Origin of the sequence: Micromonospora sp. NPDC005220 (assembly GCF_040607895.1) — a bacterium.
In the GTDB taxonomy this organism is placed as follows: domain Bacteria; phylum Actinomycetota; class Actinomycetes; order Mycobacteriales; family Micromonosporaceae; genus Micromonospora.
In genome coordinates, this window is sequence record NZ_JBEXHP010000097.1 from 1 (window position 1) to 20,900 (window position 20,900).

At 72.0% G+C, this 20,900-nt stretch carries 22 protein-coding genes, 3 pseudogenes and 1 riboswitch; of the genes and pseudogenes, 19 read left to right on the top strand and 6 right to left on the bottom strand.

The genetic code is table 11. The features are described from left to right. Together ABZU52_RS25835 and ABZU52_RS25840 are read left to right on the top strand one after the other, a co-directional pair. A pseudogene (locus tag ABZU52_RS25835) lies at positions 1 to 199 on the top strand (primosome assembly protein PriA); the annotation flags it as partial. 256 nt (positions 200 to 455) lie between these two features. After that, positions 456 to 1,439, top strand: a complete 984-nt coding sequence (locus ABZU52_RS25840; protein ID WP_354973561.1) for an AAA family ATPase — start codon at positions 456 to 458, stop codon at positions 1,437 to 1,439. Between the two features lie 80 nt (positions 1,440 to 1,519). On the opposite strand, the gene ABZU52_RS25845 is transcribed toward ABZU52_RS25840, so the two are convergent. Further along, positions 1,520 to 2,248 (bottom strand): hypothetical protein, encoded by a 729-nt coding sequence (locus ABZU52_RS25845; RefSeq protein WP_354973562.1) that lies wholly within the window; start codon positions 2,246 to 2,248, stop codon positions 1,520 to 1,522. A 454-nt stretch (positions 2,249 to 2,702) separates the two neighbouring features. On the opposite strand from ABZU52_RS25845, the gene def reads away from it, so the two are divergent. From def to ABZU52_RS25860, 3 genes are all read left to right on the top strand, one after another. Next, positions 2,703 to 3,260, top strand: a complete 558-nt coding sequence (def, locus tag ABZU52_RS25850; RefSeq protein WP_354973563.1) for a peptide deformylase — start codon at positions 2,703 to 2,705, stop codon at positions 3,258 to 3,260. Between the two features lie 5 nt (positions 3,261 to 3,265). After that, positions 3,266 to 4,192, top strand: coding sequence for a methionyl-tRNA formyltransferase (gene fmt, locus ABZU52_RS25855; protein ID WP_354973577.1), 927 nt, complete (start codon positions 3,266 to 3,268; stop codon positions 4,190 to 4,192). 80 nt (positions 4,193 to 4,272) lie between these two features. Beyond that, positions 4,273 to 5,625, top strand: coding sequence for a transcription antitermination factor NusB (locus tag ABZU52_RS25860; RefSeq protein WP_354973578.1), 1,353 nt, complete (start codon positions 4,273 to 4,275; stop codon positions 5,623 to 5,625). A gap of 52 nt (positions 5,626 to 5,677) precedes the next feature. Here the strand turns inward: ABZU52_RS25860 and ABZU52_RS25865 are convergent, their stop codons facing one another. Continuing rightward, positions 5,678 to 6,568, bottom strand: coding sequence for a septum formation family protein (locus tag ABZU52_RS25865; RefSeq protein ID WP_354973564.1), 891 nt, complete (start codon positions 6,566 to 6,568; stop codon positions 5,678 to 5,680). A gap of 82 nt (positions 6,569 to 6,650) precedes the next feature. Next, positions 6,651 to 7,541, bottom strand: coding sequence for a septum formation family protein (locus ABZU52_RS25870; protein WP_354973565.1), 891 nt, complete (start codon positions 7,539 to 7,541; stop codon positions 6,651 to 6,653). A 254-nt stretch (positions 7,542 to 7,795) separates the two neighbouring features. Between ABZU52_RS25870 and rpe the strand changes: the two genes are divergently transcribed. From rpe to ribH, 7 genes are all read left to right on the top strand, one after another. Continuing rightward, on the top strand, positions 7,796 to 8,476 hold the full coding sequence (gene rpe / locus ABZU52_RS25875; RefSeq protein WP_354973566.1) for a ribulose-phosphate 3-epimerase: 681 nt from the start codon (positions 7,796 to 7,798) through the stop codon (positions 8,474 to 8,476). Between the two features lies 1 nt (position 8,477). Next, positions 8,478 to 9,434, top strand: a complete 957-nt coding sequence (locus ABZU52_RS25880; protein ID WP_354973567.1) for a response regulator — start codon at positions 8,478 to 8,480, stop codon at positions 9,432 to 9,434. Between the two features lie 78 nt (positions 9,435 to 9,512). Beyond that, positions 9,513 to 9,683, top strand: a riboswitch (FMN riboswitch). 167 nt (positions 9,684 to 9,850) lie between these two features. Beyond that, a complete protein-coding gene (ribD, locus tag ABZU52_RS25885) occupies positions 9,851 to 10,912 on the top strand; it encodes a bifunctional diaminohydroxyphosphoribosylaminopyrimidine deaminase/5-amino-6-(5-phosphoribosylamino)uracil reductase RibD (protein ID WP_354973568.1) in 1,062 nt (353 codons plus the stop codon). Position 10,913: 1 nt separating this feature from the next. Next, positions 10,914 to 11,558, top strand: coding sequence for a riboflavin synthase (locus ABZU52_RS25890; protein ID WP_354973569.1), 645 nt, complete (start codon positions 10,914 to 10,916; stop codon positions 11,556 to 11,558). Continuing rightward, a complete protein-coding gene (gene pnuC / locus ABZU52_RS25895) occupies positions 11,558 to 12,241 on the top strand; it encodes a nicotinamide riboside transporter PnuC (RefSeq protein WP_354973570.1) in 684 nt (227 codons plus the stop codon). The genes ABZU52_RS25890 and pnuC overlap by 1 nt, the downstream gene beginning before the upstream one ends. Beyond that, positions 12,238 to 13,503, top strand: a complete 1,266-nt coding sequence (locus ABZU52_RS25900; protein WP_354973571.1) for a bifunctional 3,4-dihydroxy-2-butanone-4-phosphate synthase/GTP cyclohydrolase II — start codon at positions 12,238 to 12,240, stop codon at positions 13,501 to 13,503. The genes pnuC and ABZU52_RS25900 overlap by 4 nt, the downstream gene beginning before the upstream one ends. A 2-nt stretch (positions 13,504 to 13,505) precedes the next feature. Next, the gene (ribH, locus tag ABZU52_RS25905) at positions 13,506 to 14,006 is read left to right on the top strand and encodes a 6,7-dimethyl-8-ribityllumazine synthase (protein ID WP_030335701.1); all 501 of its coding nucleotides are present in this window, start codon (positions 13,506 to 13,508) and stop codon (positions 14,004 to 14,006) included. A 37-nt stretch (positions 14,007 to 14,043) separates the two neighbouring features. Here the strand turns inward: ribH and ABZU52_RS25910 are convergent, their stop codons facing one another. The 3 genes from ABZU52_RS25910 to ABZU52_RS25920 are packed head-to-tail and all read right to left on the bottom strand — an operon-like array spanning position 14,044 to position 16,496. Further along, complete coding sequence (locus tag ABZU52_RS25910) at positions 14,044 to 14,787, bottom strand: amino acid ABC transporter ATP-binding protein (protein WP_354973572.1); 744 nt, start codon at positions 14,785 to 14,787, stop codon at positions 14,044 to 14,046. A 3-nt stretch (positions 14,788 to 14,790) separates the two neighbouring features. Next, complete coding sequence (locus tag ABZU52_RS25915; RefSeq protein WP_354973573.1) at positions 14,791 to 15,636, bottom strand: amino acid ABC transporter permease; 846 nt, start codon at positions 15,634 to 15,636, stop codon at positions 14,791 to 14,793. After that, complete coding sequence (locus ABZU52_RS25920) at positions 15,633 to 16,496, bottom strand: ABC transporter substrate-binding protein (protein ID WP_354973574.1); 864 nt, start codon at positions 16,494 to 16,496, stop codon at positions 15,633 to 15,635. The genes ABZU52_RS25915 and ABZU52_RS25920 overlap by 4 nt, the downstream gene beginning before the upstream one ends. A 113-nt stretch (positions 16,497 to 16,609) precedes the next feature. Here ABZU52_RS25920 and ABZU52_RS25925 point away from each other — a divergent pair, with 113 nt between their 5' ends. From ABZU52_RS25925 to ABZU52_RS25955, 7 genes and pseudogenes are all read left to right on the top strand, one after another. Continuing rightward, positions 16,610 to 16,891, top strand: a complete 282-nt coding sequence (locus ABZU52_RS25925) for a phosphoribosyl-ATP diphosphatase (RefSeq protein ID WP_354973579.1) — start codon at positions 16,610 to 16,612, stop codon at positions 16,889 to 16,891. Between the two features lie 45 nt (positions 16,892 to 16,936). After that, on the top strand, positions 16,937 to 17,782 hold the full coding sequence (gene hisG, locus ABZU52_RS25930; RefSeq protein WP_124821275.1) for an ATP phosphoribosyltransferase: 846 nt from the start codon (positions 16,937 to 16,939) through the stop codon (positions 17,780 to 17,782). 382 nt (positions 17,783 to 18,164) lie between these two features. Beyond that, the gene (locus ABZU52_RS25935) at positions 18,165 to 18,638 is read left to right on the top strand and encodes a PH domain-containing protein (RefSeq protein ID WP_354973575.1); all 474 of its coding nucleotides are present in this window, start codon (positions 18,165 to 18,167) and stop codon (positions 18,636 to 18,638) included. Positions 18,639 to 19,317: 679 nt separating this feature from the next. Continuing rightward, positions 19,318 to 19,965, top strand: a complete 648-nt coding sequence (gene infC, locus ABZU52_RS25940) for a translation initiation factor IF-3 (protein WP_030335715.1) — start codon at positions 19,318 to 19,320, stop codon at positions 19,963 to 19,965. Positions 19,966 to 19,985: 20 nt separating this feature from the next. Then, positions 19,986 to 20,180, top strand: coding sequence for a 50S ribosomal protein L35 (gene rpmI / locus ABZU52_RS25945; protein ID WP_354973576.1), 195 nt, complete (start codon positions 19,986 to 19,988; stop codon positions 20,178 to 20,180). Between the two features lie 32 nt (positions 20,181 to 20,212). Next, positions 20,213 to 20,569: pseudogene (rplT, locus tag ABZU52_RS25950) on the top strand (50S ribosomal protein L20); the annotation flags it as partial. Between the two features lie 119 nt (positions 20,570 to 20,688). Then, positions 20,689 to 20,900 (top strand): annotated as a pseudogene (locus ABZU52_RS25955) (RNA methyltransferase); the annotation flags it as partial.

Here is a 20,900-nt window from a genome sequence, read left to right on the forward strand (position 1 = left end):
CGCGGCCCGGCTGCCGGACGACGCCGAGGTGCTCGGGCCGGTGCCGGCCGAGGAGGGTCGGGAGCGGATGTTGGTCCGGGTGCCCCGGGCCCGGGCTGCCGCGCTCGCCGAGGCGTTGCACTCGGCCGCCGGCGTTCGGACCGCGCGCAAGGCCGCCGATCCGGTTCGTCTCCAGGTCGATCCGCTGAGCCTGTTCTGAGGTGTTTCGGCCGGTGCCGAGGGTGCCGGACCTGGCCCGCTGCGCTGCTCCTCGCACACCGCGTCCGGCAAAGCGGTGGCGGCCGAGTGGTAGCATCGCCCGTCATGCCGAGGCGTACGACGGGCTCCAGGTCGCGAGGGAGCGTCAGACGCGCTGAGCAGGCGCCGCCGCGGGATGGCGCGGTGATGGCGGGAACGCGTCGGTCGGGCGCGAGGTCGATGATGTCAATGAGCCGGTGATCAGGGGTGGACCAGTCGTGACCGTTGGACAATCGATCGTCTTCAACGGCGACCTCGGCAGCGGCAAGAGCACCGTGTCGGTCGAGATCGCCAAGCGGCTCGGCATGCGCCGGGTCAGCGTGGGGGACCTCTACCGGGAGATGGCGCAGCAGCGGCAGATGACCGCCCTGCAACTCAACCTGCACGCCGAGCTCGACCAGGCCGTCGACGGCTACGTCGACCAGCTCCAGCGGGACATCGCCGCCTCCGGTGAGCGGCTCGTCATGGACTCCCGGCTGGCCTGGCACTTCTTCACCGACGCGCTCAAGGTGCACATGATCACCGAGCCGGGCGAGGCGGCCCGCCGGGTGCTCGCCCGACCCTCCGGGCCGGCGGAGAGCTACGCCTCCCTGGACGAGGCCAAGGCCAAGCTCCGTGAGCGCAGCGCGAGCGAGCGCAGCCGGTTCATCATCCGGTACGGGGTCGACAAGGCCCGGCTGCGTAACTATGACCTGATCTGCGACACCACCCGGGCGTCCGCCGCTGAGGTGATCGAGCACATCGTGGCCGCGTACGAGGGCATCCTCGGCGCCGAGGTGCTGCGCGACGCGCCGCCGCTGCTGCTGCTGGACCCGGCCCGGGTCTACCCGACCGAGGACATCGCCACCCTGCGAGGTCTGTGGGACACCGACTTCGTCGGTGGGGTGGCCGAGGCCGGTGACGAGGCGCTCGAACCGCTGAAGATCGGCTTCACCGGCGAGTACTTCTTCGTCGTCGATGGTCACCGCCGTCTCAGCGCCGCTCTGCAGAACGGCTTCTCCCTGGTCCCCGCCCAGCTGGTCGCCGAGGTCGACGAGCCGGTCGTGGGTGGGATGACCGCGATCGACTACTTCGCCGCCCAGGTGCGCCCCGGCCTGATCTACGACTGGGAGGCGGCTCACAAGATCCAACTGCCGCTGCCCGAGCCGGCGCTGCTCCGTGGCGACGCGGTGCTCGCGGGGGACCCGGGCGCCAGCGTCTGACTCAGCGCGAGGCCGGGCCCGACGCGCGGGGTACGCGCGCCGGCCCGGCCACCGAGTCGTACGGCGGTCGCCGAGACGTCTCAGCCGAGGATGACGCCGGAGGCGCCGACCCCGGCCATGCCGGAGAAGATGTCCTCGTAGTACATCCGCCAGGCGCAGACCCGACCGGTGGTCACGTAGCCGGTGCAGGCGACCGCGGTATTGGTGTCGTCGATGGCGGTGTTGGTGCCGGTGGCCCAGACCTGGAGGGTGTTCGCCGCGTTCACGATCTCCACCGGGCCACCGCTGTCGCCCTGGCCGACGGCGTTGGTGCGAGTGGTGTTCTCGGCCTGCACCTGACCGCAGACCGTGCCGAAGTCGCGCACGTTGATGCAGAGGTTGCGCGCCCTCACCTGGATCGAGCAGCGGGTGCCGGAGTACGCGCCGGAGGTGCAGACGAAGTTGCCGACCTGGCTGGCCGACGCGCCGATCACCTGGTTGCTGAACTCACTGACCACGTTGCCGGCGGCGTTGGTGCTGTTGTTGAAGACCCGGCCACCCGAGCTGCCGGCGATGAGCAGGGTGTCGCTGCTGACGTTGCGGGTGCTGACGGTGCCGATCGTCTGCCCGGTCGGGTCGGTCGCCAGGACGTTGAGGTTGGCGCAGTGCGCGGCGGAGAGCATCCGCGCCACCCCGCCCTGGAACACCCCGAAGCCGGTCGAGCAGCCACCGCCGGTGGCGGTGTTGCGCCACGCGGCCCCACCCCACCATGGCGCGGTGTCGTCCCACCGGGTGGCCGGCGCGGCGTCGACCCCGGTCTGCACGGTCACCGGCACGCCGGCGAGAGCGGTCGCGCCGAGCAGCCCGTCCTGCGTGCCGACGAGCAGGCCCGGCTGCCGCTGGCGCTGGCCGTGCTCGCCGCGAGAGCCGCGGAGAAGCCGACATTCCCGCTGGCCGCCCTCGTGGCCGAACTGCGGGCGGCACCGCGACCACTCGACTCGTTCGTCACAGGGGACGCCGGCACCGACGTGAGGCCGTCTTCTCCTGGTCGTACCGGAGCCTGACGCCGGGGGCGGCTGGGGCGGATGGACGAGGCGGCGAGGAACTACCGGCAGGCCCTGGTGATCTTCGCGGAGCTGGCTGACCACACCGGGCGGGCTGCCTGCCGGTGACGCTGGGCACACCGGCGGTGGTTGGTCGAGGTGCGCCGCCCGGCGGGTGGCCGGGCACTCCGTAGACTGGTACGGCACCGCTCGTCCCACCCCGAAGAAGGAGCCGTCCCGCGTGACCGTCCAGCCCATCCGTCTGTTTGGGGATCCGGTGCTGCGCACGCCGGCCGATCCGGTGGTCGACTTCGACGCCGAGCTACGTCGGCTCGTCGCCGACCTCACCGATACGATGCGTGAGCAGAACGGCGCCGGCTTGGCCGCGCCGCAGCTCGGTGTGAGCCTGCGGGTGTTCACCTTCGACGTCGACGACGTGCTCGGGCACCTGATCAATCCGGTGCTGGAGTTCCCCGACGAGGAGGAGCAGGACGGCCCGGAGGGCTGCCTGTCCATCCCCGGGCTCTACTTCGACACCAAGCGTCGGCAGAACGTCGTCGCCAAGGGCTTCAGCGCCTTCGGCGATCCCGTGCAGATTGTCGGCAGCGGCCTGATGGCGCGCTGTGTGCAGCACGAGACCGACCACCTCGACGGGGTGCTCTTCCTGGACCGCCTGGACCCGGAGGGGCGCAAGGAGGCCATGAAGGCGATCCGCCAGGCCGAGTGGTACGACGGGGCAGCCCCGCCGACGGTCAAGCTGAGCCCGCACATCAGCGACCCCTTCGGTCTGGGTCGGTGACCCGAATGCGCGTGATCTTCGCCGGTACGCCGGCCGTCGCCGTTCCCGCCCTGGCCGCCGTCGCCGCCTCCCGGCACGAGCTGGTCGCCGTGGTCACCCGGCCCGACGCGCCCGCCGGGCGGGGGCGGGGCCTGTCCCGCTCCCCGGTCGGCGCGTGGGCCGACGAGCACGGCGTCGAGGTGCTCACCCCGGCCCGTCCCCGCGACCCGGAGTTCCTCGACCGGCTGCGCGAGCTGGAGCCGGACTGCGTGCCGGTGGTCGCGTACGGCGCGCTGGTGCCGCCGGCGGCCCTGGAGATCCCCCGGTACGGCTGGATCAACCTGCACTTCTCCCTGCTGCCCGCCTGGCGGGGCGCCGCGCCGGTGCAGCACGCCGTGCTGCACGGTGACGAGCTGACCGGGGCCAGCGTCTTCCAGTTGGAGGCGGGCCTGGACACCGGCCCGGTCTACGGCACGCTGACCGACGAGATCCGCGCCACCGACACCTCCGGCGACCTGTTGGAGCGGCTCGCCGACTCCGGCGCCGGGCTGCTGGTGGCGGTGCTCGACGCGATCGACGACGGCACCGCCCGCGCCGAGCCGCAGTCGGCCGACGGGGTGTCGCTGGCGCCGAAGCTGACAGTGGACGACGCGCGGGTGCGCTGGGCCGACCCGGCCTTCGCCGTGGACCGGCGGATCCGGGCCTGCACGCCCGCGCCGGGCGGCTGGACCACGTTCCGCGACGAGCGGGTGAAGCTCGGCCCGGTCGTCCCGGTGCCCGACGGCCCCGAGCTCAAGCCGGGGGAGTTGCTGGTGGAGAAGTCGCGGGTGCTGGTCGGCACGGCGACCGTGCCGGTGCGTCTCGGCGAGGTCCGCGCCGCGGGCAAGCGGGCCATGGGCGCGACCGACTGGGCGCGCGGCGTCCGGGTCGGCACTGGAGAGGAATTCGCGTGACGGCACCGGAGGGAACCCGCCCGACGCGCTCCGGCTCGTGGGCCGATCGTGGCGGAGACCGTCGTCCGGTCCGGCCACCGATGGACCGCCCGCGCCGCGCCGCGTACGAGGCGGTGGCGGCGGTGCACCGTGACGACGCGTTCGCCAACCTGGTGCTGCCCATCATCCTGCGGGAGGAGGGGCTGTTCGGTCGGGACGCGGCGTTCGCCACCGAGCTGACCTACGGCACCCTGCGCCACCTGGGCACGTTGGACGCGATCCTGACCGACGCGGCCGGCCGGGACGTGGCCCGGATCGACCCGCCGGTACGCGACGCGCTGCGGCTCGGGGCGTACCAACTCCTGCACACCCGGGTGCCGGCGCACGCGGCGGTCTCGTCGACGGTTGATCTGGTCCGTTCGGTCGCACCGGGCGCCACCGGCTTCGCGAACGCGGTGCTGCGCGAGGTGTCCACCCGTGACGTGGACGCCTGGGTGGCGAAGCTCGCCCCGCCGATGGAGACCGACCCGGTCGGGCACCTCGCGTTGGCGTACAGCCATCCGCAGTGGATCGTGCGGGCCTTCTCCGAGGCGCTCGGCGGCGATCTGGGTGAGACGGCCCGCCTGCTGATCGAGGACAATGAGCGCCCGCCGGTGCACCTGTGTGCCCGGCCTGGCCTGATCGACCCGGTCGAGCTGGCCGACCAGGTCGGCGGTGCTCCCGGCGCCTTCTCGCCGTACGCCGTCTATCTGCCCGGTGGCGCGCCGGGCGACATCCCGGCGGTGGTCGACGGCCGGGCCCACGTCCAGGACGAGGGCTCCCAGTTGGTGGCCGCCGCGCTCGCCGACGCGCCGCTCGACGGCCCGGACGGGCGTTGGCTGGACCTGTGCGCCGGCCCGGGTGGCAAGGCCGGGTTGCTCGGTGCGCTGGCCGCGCAGCGGGGTGCCCGGGTGACAGCGGTGGAGGTGGCCGAGCACCGGGCCCGGCTGGTCTCGCTGGCGACCCGGGACCTGCCGGTGACCGTGCTGACCATGGACGGCCGTGAGGTCGGCGGTGACCCGAAGCTGCCGGAGCAGCACTTCGACCGGGTGCTGGTGGACGCGCCGTGTACGGGTCTGGGCTCGCTGCGCCGTCGGCCGGAGTCGCGGTGGCGTCGCCAGCCGTCCGACCTGCCGCCGCTGACCCGGCTGCAACGCGAGCTGCTCGGCGCGGCGCTGCGGGCGGTCCGCCCGGGTGGCCTGGTCGCCTATGTCACCTGTTCGCCGCACACCGTCGAGACGCACGTGACGGTGACCGAGGCGGCCCGCCGCAGTGGGGTTCCGGTGGACTTCGTGGACGCCCGGCCGCTGCTGCCGGCCGGCATGCCCGGTCTCGGCGACGGGCCGACCGTGCAGCTCTGGCCCCACCGGCACGGCACCGACGCGATGTTCCTCGCCGTCCTGCGCCGAGGCTGATCCGACCCACTCGTCCGGCCGGTCACCCGACCGGCCGGACACGGTGGCGCGCTCAGGTGACCGGAAGGCCCTTGGTGCCGGCGTTCTTCATCGAGCGGGTCAGGTCCCGGTCGGAGATCCAGAGGAAGCACTGCACGCCCCGGTTGCCGTTGCGCCACTCCTCCTCGTACGGCTGGTAGTAGATCGTCCCGGCGCGGAAGTCGAGCTGGGAGTTGTCCGGAACCTTGGCGTACTTGGCGATCACCGTCTGGCAGGCCCGGTGGGTCCGCTTGATGCTGCGGGTGAACTCGGCGTAGCTGACGTCCGGCGCCTGCCAGACGCCGACGAACTCGGCGTGGTGCTTGGCGGTGCAGGAGACCGGCACCATCTCGTCGATGTCGTCCTTGACCAGCTTCGGGTTGAAGCAGCGGTACGCCAGCGGGGCCGCGCCGGACAGCGCGCCCCGGAGACTGCCGGTGCGCAGGTCGACCGCGGTGTCGTCGATGCTGGCGATCTCGGTGACGTCGCAGCGGTACCAGCGGGCCCCGCCCGACCAGGCCTGCGGGGACGGCAGCACGACGGTCACGCCGAGCCGCCCGGAACGCCAGTCGGCGCCCACCGCCTTGTTGACCGCCGTGTCGCACCCGGCCTGCGCGGCCCGCATGCCGGCCGAGCCGGGCTGCGGGGGCGTGCCACCCGCGGCGCCCGGGCCGGTGAGGGTGCCCACGTGCATGGTCTCCACCCGGTGCGACTCGGTGCACGCCGTCGGGTTGTAGCCGGTCAGGAAACCGACCTGCTGGGAGCTCTGGTGGCAGACGTCGGCGGCCGGAACGAACTGCCGCGCCGCGACGGGCGCCGGCCAGTCGTCGATGAGGTCACGGTCGAGCCCGGCGGGTGCGCCGCACCCGGCCAGCGCCAGGGCCAGCGCCGCGCCCCCGGCCAACGCCGCCAACCACCGTCGCATCCCGACCTCCCGCCGTTGCTGACCCCCGACCGGACCCAGCCGATCGGTAGCGCCACGGCGCAGCAGCATACGGCACCGACGCTCAGATCGCGGGCAGTCCCTCGGGGCCGACTCCGCGCATCGAGCGGGTGAGTTTGCGGTCGTCGCTCCACAGGAAACAGCGCACGCCACGGTCGCCCTCCTCCCACTCCCGCTGCGACGGTGGGTAGTAGATCGACCCGGCCCGGTACGGCAGCTCGCTGTTGTTGGGCACCGCCGCGTACTCGGCGATCAGCGCCATGCAGCGCCGGTGCGCCTGCTCGGCGGACTTGGCGAACTCCGCCCAACTCATGTCCCGCTCCTGGTAGACGCCCACGAACTCGGCACGGTGCGGCTCGGTGCACAGCACCGGCGCCATGTAGTTGAGGTTGTCGCCGATCAGCTTGGGGTCGAAGCAGCGGTGCGTCAGGGGCGAGTCGCCGATCAACGCGCCGCGCAGGCTGCCGGTGCGGTTCACCGCGCGGGTGTTGTCGATGCTGCCGGTCTCGCTGAGATCGCAGCGGAACCAGCGGGCGCCGCCGGCCCAGGCGGGCGCGGACGGCAGCGCGAGGGTCAGCGCGAGCCGGGCCGTGTGCCAGTCGCCGCCGAGCACCTCCCGGGCCCGCTGGTCGCACTCGGCGCGAGCCGTGCGCAGCGCCGACGATCCGGGCTCCGGTCGGGCCTCGGTCAGCGCGTCGGGCCCGACGAAGGTGCCGACGTGGATGGTCTCGGCCAGATGGTTGCGCGCGCAGTCCACCGTCTCGTACGTGCTGGCCTGCACCACCGAGGCGATCCGCGGCAGGCAGCTGTCGGTGGCGGGGGTGAACGGCTTCGGAACCCGCAGCGTCGGCCAGTCGTCGGTGAGATCACCGTCCGCGCCTCGCGCCGGCGCGCAGCCGGCCAGCAGCATCGTCGTGACGCTGGCCAGCACCAGCGCTGGAAGCCACCGTCGCATCGTCCGCCCTCCCGGGAGCTGGCGGCCGGTCGTCGCGCCCAGCGGCGAGACCCCGGCGGGCGTGCAGCCTACGGCACCGTCCCGGTTGGAGTGTCGTCGCGTTTCCGTCGATCGGCCAGCCGCTGATGTCTGTTCGTCCGGATTCGGGGGTCCGGAGCGTCCAATTCTGCACCAGTGGTCACTGCTGGGTCACACCGCGTCCCCGAAGGTGGCGCGATGCGGGTGGCGGGTGGCCGCGTTCGTACACTGGCCCCGTGACCGTACCGCCGCCGATCGTCGCGCCGAGCATCCTGGCCGCCGATTTCTCCCGCCTCGCTGAAGAGGTCCGTGCCGTCGAGGGCGCCGCGGACTGGTTGCACGTCGACGTGATGGACAACCATTTCGTGCCGAACCTGACCATCGGGCTACCCGTGGTGCAGAGCCTGCGGGCTGTCACGGCGATGCCCTTCGACGTGCACCTGATGATCGAGGACCCGCGCCGGTGGGCCCCCGGGTACGCCGACGCCGGGGCGTACAACGTCACCTTCCACGCGGAGGCGTCCGACGACCCGGTGGCGCTGGCCAAGGACCTGCGCTCGGCCGGTGCGAAGGCGGGTCTGGCCATCGACCGGGACACCCCGATCGAGCCCTACCTGGACCTGCTGCCCAGCTTCGACACCCTGCTGATCATGACGATCAAGGCGGGCTTCGGTGGGCAGCGGTTCATTCCGCAGCTGCTGGACAAGGTGCGGACCGCCCGCCGGCACGTGTCGACCGGGCACCTGGAGCTGCGCATCGAGGTGGACGGCGGGATCGCCGCCGACACCATCGAGCAGGCGTCCGCCGCGGGCGCCGACGCGTTCGTGGCCGGCACCGCCGTGTACGGGGCCACCGACCCGGCCGAGGCGGTACGGCACCTGCGGGCACTGGCGGAACGCGCGGCTCCCGGGGCCTGAGGTGGAGCCCGAGGCCGACCGCAAGGACATCATCCTCGTCGTCGACGATGATGCGGACATCGCTCGTTTCGTCGAGTTCAACCTGCGGCTGCACGGCTTCGAGGTGATCCACGCCAGCGACGGCCAGGAGGCCCTGGAGGTCATCGAGCGTCAGCGGCCGGACCTGGCGGTGGTCGACCTCATGATGCCCCGCATCGACGGGCTGGAGCTGACCCGGCGGCTGCGCGCCGACCCGATGACCTCCGCCCTTCCGGTGATCATGCTGACGGCCAAGGGGATGACCGTCGACAAGGTGCACGGGCTCAGCGCCGGCGCGGACGACTACCTGGTCAAGCCGTTCGACACCGCCGAGCTGGTGGCCCGGGTGTCGTCCACGCTGCGCCGCAACAAGGAGTTCCGGGAGGTCTCCCCGCTGACCGGGCTGCCCGGCAACAGCCGGATCCGTCGGGAGATCAGCGACCGGGTCCGACAGGGCGTGGACTACGCGGTCGGCTACGTCGACATCGACCGGTTCAAGAGCGTCAACGACCGGTACGGCTTCGTCCGTGGCGACGACTTCATCTCCGCGCTGGCCCGCAGCCTGCACCGGGCGGTGGTGGGCGTCGGGCTGCCACCGGCCTTCCTCGGCCACGTCGGCGGTGACGACTTCGTCATCGTCTGCGCCCCGGACCAGGTGCGCCCGCTGACCTCCCGGGCGGTGGTCGACTTCGAGACCGCCGCCGACACGCTCTACGATCCGACCGACCGCGAGCGCGGCTTCGTCGAGTTGAAGGATCGACGGGGCAACATCCGTCGCGCCGCCCTGGTCACCCTCTCCATCGGGGTCTCCCTCTCCGACGCCGGCAAGCGGTTCTCCGACCCTCTCGAAGCCATCGCGATGGCCTCGGAGATGAAGACGGTCGCCAAGAGTCAACCGGGCTCGTACGTGGCAGTGGACCGGCGACGCGGCGTCACCTGAGCGTGATAACGCTGTGAAGTAGCTCGCCCAGGTGGCGGCGGAGCCGGATCGGCGTGTAAGACTTCCGTTGTACCCACCACGCGCTGGCGGGACTCGGTGAAATTCCGAACCGGCGGTGATCCACGGTCCAACCGTGGTCAGCCCGCGACCCGGACGGCTCTGCTGCCCGGTGGACCTGGTGAAAATCCGGGGCCGACGGTTGGGGGCGGTTCGTCCGCGCCCAGACAGTCCGGATGGGAGACAGCGCGCGGGACGGACGGGTCCGAGCCGGCCGCTGACTTCAGCGTGCCGTGCCGACCCCCCGGGGCGGCTGTGCCGTTCCCGGAATCCGCCACCGCCTGCCCGTGGCCCCCATGGCCACCGCCTCCCCGACCGCCAGCGCGCGGACCGGCGAGTGAGAGGGCAGGGGCAGCGCGATGGCCAGCGTCTCCGTTGATGAGGCGATGCGGCGTGCGATCGAGTTGGCCGCGCGCGGGCTCGGCACCACCAGCCCCAACCCGGTGGTCGGCTGTGTGCTGCTCGACGAGGACGGCGAGGTCGTGGGCGAGGGCTTCCACGCGTACGCCGGCGGGCCGCACGCCGAGATCGTCGCGCTGGCGCAGGCCGGGCGGCGGGCCAAGGGCGGCACGGCTGTCGTCACTCTGGAACCCTGCGATCACACCGGCCGCACCGGCCCCTGCAGCTCCGCGCTCGTCCAGGCGGGGGTGGGCCGGGTGGTCATCGCCGTGCCCGACCCCAACCCGGTCGCTTCCGGCGGCGCCGCCACCTTGCGCGCCGCCGGGGTCCGGGTCGATCTGGGGGTACGCGGCGAGGAGGCCGAGGCCGGCAACGTCGCGTGGCTGACCTCGATGCGCCGGGGCTGGCCGTACGTGATCTGGAAGTACGCCGCCACGCTCGACGGGCGCTCCGCCGCGGCCGACGGCACCAGCATGTGGATCACCTCCGAGGCGGCCCGGATGGACGTGCACGCGCTGCGCGGCACTGTCGACGCGGTCATCGCCGGGGTGGGCACCGTGCTCGCCGACGACCCCCGGTTGACCGCCCGCAACCTGCGCGACGGCAGCCTGGCGATCCGGCAGCCGCTGCGGGTGGTGGTGGACAGCTCGGGGCGTACCCCGGCTGATGCCAAGGTCCGCGACGGCGCCGCGCGGACGTGGATCGCGACCGCCGACGAGGTCGGCGCCGACCCGGACGGCCGGGTCGACCTGTCGGCGCTGCTCGCGGCGCTGCACCAGCGCGGGGTCCGCGCGGTGCTGCTGGAGGGCGGCCCCCGGCTGGCCGGCGCGTTCCTGAAGGCCGGCCTGGTCGACAAGATCGTCGGGTACGTCGCGCCGCGGTTGCTCGGCGCCGGCCCGACCGCTCTGGTCGACGCGGGAGTGACCACCATCGCTGAGGCCATCGATCTGGAGTTCGTCGACGTTACGCAGATCGGTCCGGATCTCCGGATCACCGCTTTGCCCCGCAAAAGGGAGGGCTGAGATGTTCACCGGCATCATCGAGGAACTGGGCGAGATCGTCCGGGTAGCGCCGACGGCGGGCGATTCCGCGTTGCTCGGCGTACGCGGCCCACTGGTCACGTCCGACGCCCGGCACGGCGACTCGATCGCCGTCAACGGTGTCTGCCTGACCGTCGTGGAGGTGGCCGACGGGGTCTTCACCGCCGACGTGATGGGGGAGACGCTGCGCCGCTCCGCGCTCGGCGCGCTGCGCCCCGGCGACCCGGTCAACCTGGAGCGGGCCGCCGCGCTTGGTAGCCGGCTCGGCGGGCACCTGGTGCAGGGCCACGTCGACGGCGTCGGTGAACTGATCTCCCGGGAGCCGGCCGAGCAGTGGGAGACCGTCCGGTTCCGACTGCCCGCCGCGCTGTCCCGGTACGTGGTGGAAAAGGGCTCGATCACCATCGACGGCGTCTCGTTGACAGTGGCCGCCGTCGGCGCGGACGAGTTCGCCGTCGGGCTGATCCCGACCACGCTCAAGCTGACCACGCTCGGCACGAAGGGCGTCGGCGACCCGGTCAACCTGGAGGTCGACGTGCTGGCCAAGTACGTCGAGCGGCTGCTCGGCGACCGGCTCACCCAGGCCGACGTGCGCGGCGTGGCCGCGAACCCGGGCGGGGTGGCCTGATGGGCCCGCTCAGCTGGCTGCTCGACGCCCAGGTGCAGGTCGCCGGCTCGCCGGTGCTGGCCCGGGAGATCGTCGGCAACGCGTTCGGGCTGATCTCGGCGCTGCTCGGGCTGCGCCGGCTGGTCTGGGCCTGGCCGGTCGGCATGATCGGTAACGCGCTGCTGTTCACCGTCTTCCTCGGCGGGGTGTTCGCCACCCCGCAGGCGCACGACCTGTACGGGCAGGCCGGCCGACAGGTGTTCTTCTTCGCGGTCAGCGTCTACGGCTGGTGGCGCTGGCGGCGCAACCGTCGCGCCGACGCCGGACAGGCGGCGGTCGCCCCGCGCTGGGCCACCGCACGGGAGCGGCTGATGCTGCTGCTGGCCGCCGTGATCGGCACCGCCGCGGCGTACCCGGTGCTCAAGGCGCTGGGCTCGTGGGGTCCGCTGCCCGACGCCTGGATCCTCACCGGCAGCCTGCTGGCCACCTACGGCATGGCCCGCGGCTGGGTGGAGTTCTGGCTGCTCTGGATCGCTGTCGACGCGGTCGGCGTGCCGCTGCTGCTGCGCGGCGGGTTCTACCCGTCGGCCGTCATGTACCTGATCTACGGCGCCCTCTGCGTCTGGGGCTTCGCCGCCTGGTGGCGCACCTCGCGCGCCACGGCCACCGTCCGTGAGCCCATCTACCGGGAGGCCGTCGCATGACCAGCTTCGGAAGCATCGAGCAGGCGATCGTGGAGATCGCGGCCGGTCGGCCGGTCGTCGTGGTCGACGACGCGGACCGGGAGAACGAGGGCGACCTGATCTTCGCGGCCGAGTTGGCCACGCCGGAGCTGATGGCGTTCATGGTGCGCTACACCTCCGGGTACGTCTGCGTGGCGCTGACCGAGAGCGAGGCCGACCGGCTCGACCTGCCGCCGATGCACCACACCAACCAGGATCGGCGCGGCACCGCGTACACGGTGACCGTGGACGCCCGCGAGGGCGTCAGCACCGGCATCTCGGCGGCCGACCGCGCGCACACCAGCCGGCTGCTCGCCGACGCGGCGACCGACCCGACCGACCTGGCCCGTCCCGGGCACGTGGTGCCGCTGCGCGCCCGCGAGGGCGGGGTGCTGCGCCGGCCGGGGCACACCGAGGCGGGGATCGACCTGACCAGACTGGCCGGTCTGCGCCCGGCCGGTGTGCTCTGCGAGCTGGTCAACGACGACGGCACCATGATGCGCCTGCCGGACCTGGAAAAGTTCTCCGCCGAGCACGGCCTCATGCTGATCACCATCGCCGACCTGATCGCCTACCGGCGGCGTACCGAGAAGCAGGTCGAGTTGGTGGCCGACGCCCGGATGCCGACGAAGCACGGGGTGTTCCGGGCGCTCGGCTACCGCGCCGAGCACGACCCGGCCGAGCACGTCGCGATGGTGCTGGGTGACCTCGGCGACGGCCAGGACGTGCTGGTCCGGGTGCACTCCGAGTGCCTGACCGGGGACGTGTTCGGCTCGCTGCGCTGCGACTGCGGGCCGCAACTGGACGCCGCGCTGGCCCGGGTCGCGCGGGAGGGCCGGGGCGTGGTGCTCTACGTGCGTGGGCACGAGGGACGCGGCATCGGACTGCTGCACAAGCTCCAGGCGTACCAGTTGCAGGACCAGGGCCGCGACACCGTCGACGCCAACCTCGACCTCGGTTTGCCGGCCGACGCCCGCGACTACGGCACCGGCGCGCAGATCCTGTACGACCTGGGCGTGCGCTCGATGCGGCTGCTGACCAACAACCCGGCCAAGCGGGCCGGGCTGGAGGGCTACGGGCTGACCATCACCGGCCGCGAGAGCCTGCCGGCCGGCGCGCACCCGGAGAACCTGCGCTACCTGCGCACCAAGCGGGACCGGATGGGTCACCTGCTGGACGAGCTGGACGAGGTGTCCGAGGCGCCGCTGGGGCGTCCGGTCGCCAACGACGAGATCGGAGCATGACGATGGCGGGTTTCGGCGAGCCGGGAGTCGAGGCGGTCGACGCCGCGGGGCTGACCGTCGGGGTGGTGGCGGCACGGTGGCACGGCGAGCTGACCGACCACATGCTGGAGCGTGCGGTGGCCGCCGCCGAGGCGTGCGGCGCTCGTTCGGTGGTCGCCCGGGTCGCCGGCTCGGTGGAGCTGCCGGTGGTCGCGCAGGCCCTCGCCCGCCGCTGCGACGTGGTGGTCGCGCTCGGCGTGGTGGTCCGGGGCGCGACCGCCCACTTCGACTACGTCTGCCGCTCGGTCACCGACGGGCTGACCCGGGTCGCGCTGGACGAGGGTAAGCCGGTGGCGCACGGGGTGTTGACGGTGGAGACCATCGAGCAGGCCCGGGACCGCGCCGGTCTGCCCGGCTCGGCGGAGGACAAGGGCTGGGCCGCCACCGTCGCGGCGCTCGACGCGGCGCTGGCCGTGCGGACCGTGGCGGCGGGCAACGCCCAGCGGGTCGGCTTCGGCGGCTGACGCCTCTGCTGCCCCGGCCGTCTCTGAAGGCGGGCCTTCAGAGACGGCCAGCCTCGATGATCCGGCGCAGGAACTGCCGGGTACGAGGCTGCGTCGGCTCGCCGAGCACCTGCTCGGGCGGGCCGCTCTCGACGACCCGCCCGGCGTCGAGAAAACACACAGCGTCGGCGACCTCCCGGGCGAAGCCCATCTCGTGGGTGGCCAGCACCATGGTCATCCCGTCCGCCTTCAGGTCACGGATCATTGCCAGCACCTCGCCGACGAGCTCCGGGTCCAGCGCGGAGGTGACCTCGTCCAGCAGCATCAGGCGAGGTGAGTTGGCCAGCGCCCGGACGATCGCCACCCGCTGCTGCTGCCCGCCGGAGAGCCGGTCCGGGTAGGCGTCCGCCTTGGCGCCGAGCCCCACCCGGTCGAGCAACTCCCGGGCCTGCGCCTCCGCCTCCGCCCGGCCCCGCCGGTGTACGCGCCGCGGCGCGAGCGTGATGTTGTCCAGCACGCTGAGATGCGGGAACAGGTTGTACGCCTGGAACACCATGCCGATCCGCCGCCGGACCCGGTCCGGGTCCACCCGGGGGTCGGAGATGTCCTCCCCGTCCAGCTCGATGGTGCCGTCGTCGATTTCGTCCAGCAGGTTCACGCAGCGCAGCAGGGTCGACTTGCCGGACCCGGACGCGCCGATCAGGGCCACCACCTGGTGCTCGGCGACGGTCAGATCGAGCTGGTCGAGCACGACGTGCCCGCCGAACTCCTTGCGCAGTCCTCGACAACGCAACAACGCCACGGGTCAGCCTCCCGACTGTCGGCGGGCCGCGCGCAGCGTCACCCAGTCGGTGACCGCGATCAGCGGGATCGCGAGCAGCACGAAGAGCACCCCCGCCACGATGTACGGCGTGTAGTTGAAGCTCTGGGCGGTGGCGATCTGCGCGGCGCGGACCGCGTCGATCGGCCCGGCGAGCGAGACCAGGCCGACGTCCTTCTGCAACGCCACCACGTCGTTGAGCAGCGGCGGCGCCACCCGGCGGACGGCCTGCGGCAGGATGACGTGCCGCATCGTCTGCCGGTAGGTCAGGCCCAACGAGCGGGCCGCGGCGAGCTGGCTGGAGTGCACCGACTCGATGCCGGCCCGGAACACCTCGGCCAGGTAGCCGCCGTAGGTGAGGACCAATGCGATCCCACCCAGCACCAGCACCGGCGGCATGCCCTGCAACCGCAGCCCCGGCACGCCGAGGGTGAGCAGGTAGAGCACGATGATCAGCGGTAGGCCGCGGAAGGTGTAGGTGTAACCGGCGGCCAGCGCGCGGACCGGGAAGAAGACCGGCCCGCGCAGCGTCCGCAGCACGGCGATCACCAGCCCGAGCAGCAGCGCGCCGACCGCACAGCAGACCAGCAGCCGTACGTTGAGCCAGAGCCCGCTCAGCACCGTCGGCAGCGCGTCGCGGGCGATCTGCGGATCCAGGAACGACCGTCGGACCCGGTCCCAGCCCGGCGCCCCGGTCACCGCGATCACCAGCAGCGTGCCGAGCGCGGCCGTCGAGCAGGCCGCGACGAGCACGCTGTAGACGGTCTGCCGACGCCGGTACGCCGACCGCCGCAACTGCGCCTCGGACGGCGCGTGATCCAGAAGTGTCACCGCAGCTCGGCCGCCCCTGCCACCTGCGCGAGCCACTTCTGCTCCAGCTCCTTGAGCGTGCCCGCCTCGGTGAGCTGACCGACCGCCCCGCTGACGCAGGAGGTCAGTGGGGAGTTCTTGTCCAGCAGCAACCCGAACGCCTCGGGCGTACCGACCTGCGGCACCTGCCCGACGATCGTCGCGTCGGTGATCTCCGCGCCGGTGATGTAGAAGGCGGTCGGAAGGTCCACCACGAGACCGTCCAGCTGCCCGTTCTGGAGAGCCTTCTTGGCGTCGTCGTTGCTGTTGTAGACCTGCGGCTTGGCGGACGGCTTGATCACTTCGGTGATCGCCTGGTAGCTGGTGGTGCCGACCTGCGCGCCGAGGCGGGCGTCGCGGAGGTCGGCCAGCGACTTCTTCCCGGCGATCTTCGAGGACTTCAACGCGATGACGGTCTGCCGCACCAGGTAGTACGGCGCGGAGAAGTCGACCGCCTGCTTGCGCTCCTCGGTGATGGAGAACTGGTTGATGTCGAAGTCGAACGCCTTCGGCCCCGGCGCGATCGCGGTGTCGAACTTGACCCGGGTCCAGGTGACGTCGGCGCGGGCGTAGCCGAGCTTCTCGGCCACCGCGTACGCGACGGCGGATTCGAAGCCCTCGCCGCTCTCCGGCTTGTCCTCGGCGAACCACGGCTCGTACGCGGGCTGGTCGGTGGCGATGGTCAACTTGCCCGGAGTGCGCGTGGGCAGGCTGTCCTTCGCGCAGGACGGCGGCGCGGTGACAGTGGGGGTGGGTTCCTCGTGCTGAGGGGCGCATCCGGCGGTGGCTACCACGACGGCACCGGCGAGGGTGAGCGCGAAAAGACGTGAGCTGCTGGCCATGGCCGACAGCGTAGGTTCATGAGCGTCGGGCAACAATTGCCCTACCGTATTGGTAGGAAGTTGTCCGCTTGCTGGATTGCGGTGGACCCGGACGCGGGGCGCCGCCCGGGTGGCTGGAAGAATCGCTCCCCGTGAAGACGTTCGAGGAGTTGTTCGCCGAGCTGCAGGCCAAGGCCGCCGCCGGCACCCCGGGCTCGGGCACCGTCGCCGCACTGGACAAGGGCGTGCACTTCATCGGCAAGAAGGTCGTCGAGGAGGCGGCCGAGTCGTGGATGGCCGCCGAGCACGAGGGGCCGCAGCGTACCGCCGAGGAGATCTCCCAGCTGCTCTACCAGGTCCAGGTGCTGATGCTCGCCAGCGGTCTCGAACTCAAGGACGTCTACCGACATCTGTGAGTGCGCCCCGTCGTTGATCACATTCGATCGAAGGAGCACTCCGTCATGCTGCGTGTCGCCATTCCCAACAAGGGCACCCTGGCCGAACCGGCCGCCCAGATGCTGCGCGAGGCGGGCTACCGCCAGCGCACCGACCCCAAGGACCTCGTCTGCCGGGACGAGGCCAACGACGTCGAATTCTTCTACCTGCGCCCGAAGGACATCGCCACCTACGTCGGCTCCGGTGACCTCGACCTCGGGATCACCGGCCGGGACCTGCTGATCGACTCGGCCGCGCCGGCCGAGGAGGTCGTCGACCTCGCCTTCGGCCGGGCCACCTTCCGCTTCGCCGCCCGCCCCGACGACATCGCCTCCGTGCAGGAGCTGGGCGGTCACCGGATCGCCACCGCGTACCCGGGGCTGGTCGAGCGGCACCTCGCCGAGGTGGGCGTCAAGGCCGACGTGATCCGCCTCGACGGCGCCGTGGAGAACGCCGTACGCCTCGGCGTCGCCGACGTGATCGCGGACGTGGTGGAGACCGGCGCGACCCTGCGCCAGGCGGGCCTGGTGGTCTTCGGCGAGCCGCTGCTGCGCTCGTCGGCGGTGCTGGTCCGGCGCGCCGGCGCGCCCGCACAACCGCAGGCCGAGCAGCTGCTGCGCCGCCTGCACGGTGTGCTGGTGGCCCGCCGCTACGTGATGCTCGCCTACGACGTGCCGGCCGGTCTGCTGGACCGGGCCAGCGGGCTCACCCCGGGCATCGAGTCACCCACCGTGTCACCACTGCACCGCGAAGGCTGGGTTGCGGTGCAGGCGATGGTGCTCCGCGACGACGTGCACCGCATCATGGACGAGCTGTACGAGTTGGGCGCCCGCGCCATCCTCGTCACCAACATCCACGCTTGCCGCCTCTGACCGTTCCCGACCGCCGCGAGGTCCCTGCGGTTGATCCACTCGGATTTCACGAAGCGGGGGTGTCCGCACGCCGAGGACCCCCCCGTTTTCGTGAACCCGAGTGGATCTGTCGCGCAGCCCTGATGCGACTGGGACCTCATAGGTCGAACCCGGAGACCCGCAAGGTGGGGGCGCGCCCGCCGACCGGGCCCGGAACAGGCAAGATCGCCCTCGATCCTGGATCTAGTGGCCTCGATCGCGCCCGAGACCACTAGATCCAGGATCGAGCACGATCTTGCGGCATGCGGCATGCGGCAGAGTGGTCGGTGACGGATGGCGGCAGGCCGTGGTGGCTCGGCGGGTGGTGCGTTTGATGGGCCGGTGCGGGTGGCAGACTGGTGGGGTGAGTGAAACCGAGCTGGTCCGCCTGAAGCCCCGCCGAATCCGCGTGGTCTGCTGGTCGGCGGCGGCTGCCCTGGTGGTGGTGTTCGGTCTGGTCGCCACGTCGCTGAGCGGCCCGACCGGCGACGGTTACGGCAGCTTCCAGCGCGGCGACCAGATCGCCATGATCGGCTTGGGCATCTTCGGGGCACTGGGTTTCCTGCTGTTCACCCGTCCCCGGGTGGAGGCGGACGCGCGGGGCATTCGGGTCCGTAACGTCATCAGCTCCTACGACCTGCCCTGGGAGGTTGTCCGGGGCGTCCGCTTCGACCGGGGCGCGCCGTGGGCCAGCCTGGAGTTGCACGATGACGACCTGCTGCCGATGGTCGCGTTGCAGGCTGCCGACAAGGAGCTGGCCGTCGACGGGGTCCGCGCGCTGCGCCGGCTGCACGAGGCCCACCAGGCCCGCCTCGCCGAACGCGCCGTCGGCCGCTGACGCGGCCGAACCACCGCCAGCCTCGGAACGAGACCGCCCGCCGCCTGGCCCCGGAGCCAAATCGCCCGCCGCCGGCAGCTGACCCGACCAAACCACCGCCAGCCTCCGGCTGAACCACCGCCGGTCTCCGGCTGAACCACCGCCGGTCTCCGGCCGAACCGCCCGCCGCCTACTGCCGCCCCGTCTCCACCGCCCGGCCCGTGCCCCCTCGCCAAGATCTGGACAACTTCCCCGATACTGCTGCCTCCCGGCACGCTGAGGCAGCAGTATCGGGGAAAGTGCGCGGATCTTGACGCAACGGCGCGGCGGCCGGGGTCGCACCGATGCCCGGCCGGTCACGCCGACACGCGGCCGCAGGTCGTGCCCGGTTTGGGGGTGGCAGGGGCGTCGGTGTAGTGTTGTCGAGTCGACCAGGCTGTCTCCGCGTGCGAGCAGGCAGCCTTGAAAGCGGAGCGCCTGCTCCCACCCGAGATCACCGCTACGGTGGCCGGGTCCGGTCACCGGTTCCGGGCATGTCCCGGTCCCGGATGCGCGATCCTGTGATCGTGCCGACCGGTCGAGCAGGCCCTGGCATACGCCGGGGCCTTCTGCTTTTCGGGTCGGTTCCCATCCGGGAGCCGCAGGGGTCGGCACCTGAGCAGAAACGACTCGAGGAGGCCCCATCAGCGTCGAACCACGCGTGAACGAGCAGATCCGGGCACGTGAGGTCCGACTGGTCGGCCCAGAGGGTGAGCAGGTGGGCATCGTCCCGCTGGAGCGCGCTCTTCAGCTGGCCGCGGACGTCGATCTGGACCTGGTCGAGGTTGCGCCGATGGCGCGCCCGCCGGTGTGCAAGCTCATGGACTTCGGCAAGTTCAAGTACGAGAGCGCACTCAAGGCGCGCGAAGCGCGGCGTAATCAGCAGCAGACCGTCATCAAGGAAATGAAGCTTCGGCCGAAGATCGACCCGCACGACTACGAGACCAAGAAGGGTCACGTGGTGCGGTTCCTCAAGGCGGGCGACAAGGTCAAGGTGACGATCATGTTCCGCGGTCGCGAGCAGAGCCGCCCGGAGCTGGGTTACCGGCTCCTGCGCCGGCTCGAGTCCGAGATCACGGATCTGGGATACGTCGAGGCCGCTCCGAAGCAGGACGGCCGAAACATGATCATGGTTCTCGCTCCGCACCGGGCCGTCAAGGCTTCCGCGGTCGCCGCCACGGCGTCTCGCGGTGGCCCTCGGGACCGGGCCGGGGACGAGTCCGCCGCTCCGGCAGCCGATGAGACCGCGGCGGTCGGCGAGACCGCAGCAGCCGGCGACACCGGCACCGCCGCCACCAGCGGCGAGTAACAGGGGAGAAGACGTTCCACATGCCGAAGATGAAGAGCCACACGGGTATGGGCAAGCGGGTCCGGGTGACCGGCAAGGGCAAGATCGTCTCTGAGCAGGCCGGCAAGCGCCACCTGCTGGAAGGCAAGGCGTCCACCCGCACCCGCCGACTGACCGGCACCGTCGTGGTGGCCAAGGCCGATGTCAAGCGCATCAAGAAGCTGCTCGGCCGCTGACGCGCGCCACCTTTACGTAAGAAGGAGTTGAGATGGCACGCGTCAAGCGGGCTGTAAACGCCCAGAAGAAGCGTCGTACCCTGCTGGAGACCGCGAGCGGTTACCGCGGTCAGCGCTCCCGCCTGTACCGCAAGGCCAAGGAGCAGGTGCTGCACTCGATGCAGTACGCCTACCGGGACCGTCGCGACCGCAAGGGCGACTTCCGGCAGCTGTGGATTCAGCGGATCAACGCGGGCGCCCGGGCCAACGGGATGACCTACAACCGTCTGATCCAGGGCCTGCGTCTGGCCGGCATCGAGGTCGACCGCAAGATCCTGGCCGACCTGGCTGTCAACGACGCCGCCGCGTTCGCGGCGATCGTCGAGCTGGCCCGGGCCGCGGTCGCGGCCGAGGGCACCGGCGGCGCGGCGGCGCAGGCCCCCCGAAACCCCCGCCCACGATCGAGGCGTCTCCCGTGTCGGCACCGCCGTCCGGGGGGCGCCTCAATCGTGTCGGAGGAACGCACACCATGGCCTTCACCCCGCGTACCCCCAGGGTCGTCGCCGCCCGCCGCCTGCAACGCCGCCGGGACCGCGACGCCACCGGCCGTTTCCTGGCCGAGGGCCCGCAGGCGGTCCGCGAGGCCCTCGCGCGGCCGGGGGTGGTCACCGAACTTTTCGGTACGACCACCGCGCTGGACCGGTATCCCGAGTTGGGCGCCGCGGCGGGCCACCCCGCCCT

Coding starts and splice junctions, on each gene's coding strand:
- fmt (WP_354973577.1), top strand. CDS start 3,266: ATGCGCGTGATCTTCGCCGGTACGCCGGCCGTCGCCGTTCCCGCCCTG.
- ABZU52_RS25860 (WP_354973578.1), top strand. CDS start 4,273: ATGGACCGCCCGCGCCGCGCCGCGTACGAGGCGGTGGCGGCGGTGCAC.
- ABZU52_RS25865 (WP_354973564.1), bottom strand. CDS start 6,568: ATGCGACGGTGGTTGGCGGCGTTGGCCGGGGGCGCGGCGCTGGCCCTG.
- ABZU52_RS25870 (WP_354973565.1), bottom strand. CDS start 7,541: ATGCGACGGTGGCTTCCAGCGCTGGTGCTGGCCAGCGTCACGACGATG.
- ribD (WP_354973568.1), top strand. CDS start 9,851: ATGGCCAGCGTCTCCGTTGATGAGGCGATGCGGCGTGCGATCGAGTTG.
- ABZU52_RS25890 (WP_354973569.1), top strand. CDS start 10,914: ATGTTCACCGGCATCATCGAGGAACTGGGCGAGATCGTCCGGGTAGCG.
- pnuC (WP_354973570.1), top strand. CDS start 11,558: ATGGGCCCGCTCAGCTGGCTGCTCGACGCCCAGGTGCAGGTCGCCGGC.
- ABZU52_RS25900 (WP_354973571.1), top strand. CDS start 12,238: ATGACCAGCTTCGGAAGCATCGAGCAGGCGATCGTGGAGATCGCGGCC.
- ribH (WP_030335701.1), top strand. CDS start 13,506: ATGGCGGGTTTCGGCGAGCCGGGAGTCGAGGCGGTCGACGCCGCGGGG.
- ABZU52_RS25920 (WP_354973574.1), bottom strand. CDS start 16,496: ATGGCCAGCAGCTCACGTCTTTTCGCGCTCACCCTCGCCGGTGCCGTC.
- hisG (WP_124821275.1), top strand. CDS start 16,937: ATGCTGCGTGTCGCCATTCCCAACAAGGGCACCCTGGCCGAACCGGCC.
- rpmI (WP_354973576.1), top strand. CDS start 19,986: ATGCCGAAGATGAAGAGCCACACGGGTATGGGCAAGCGGGTCCGGGTG.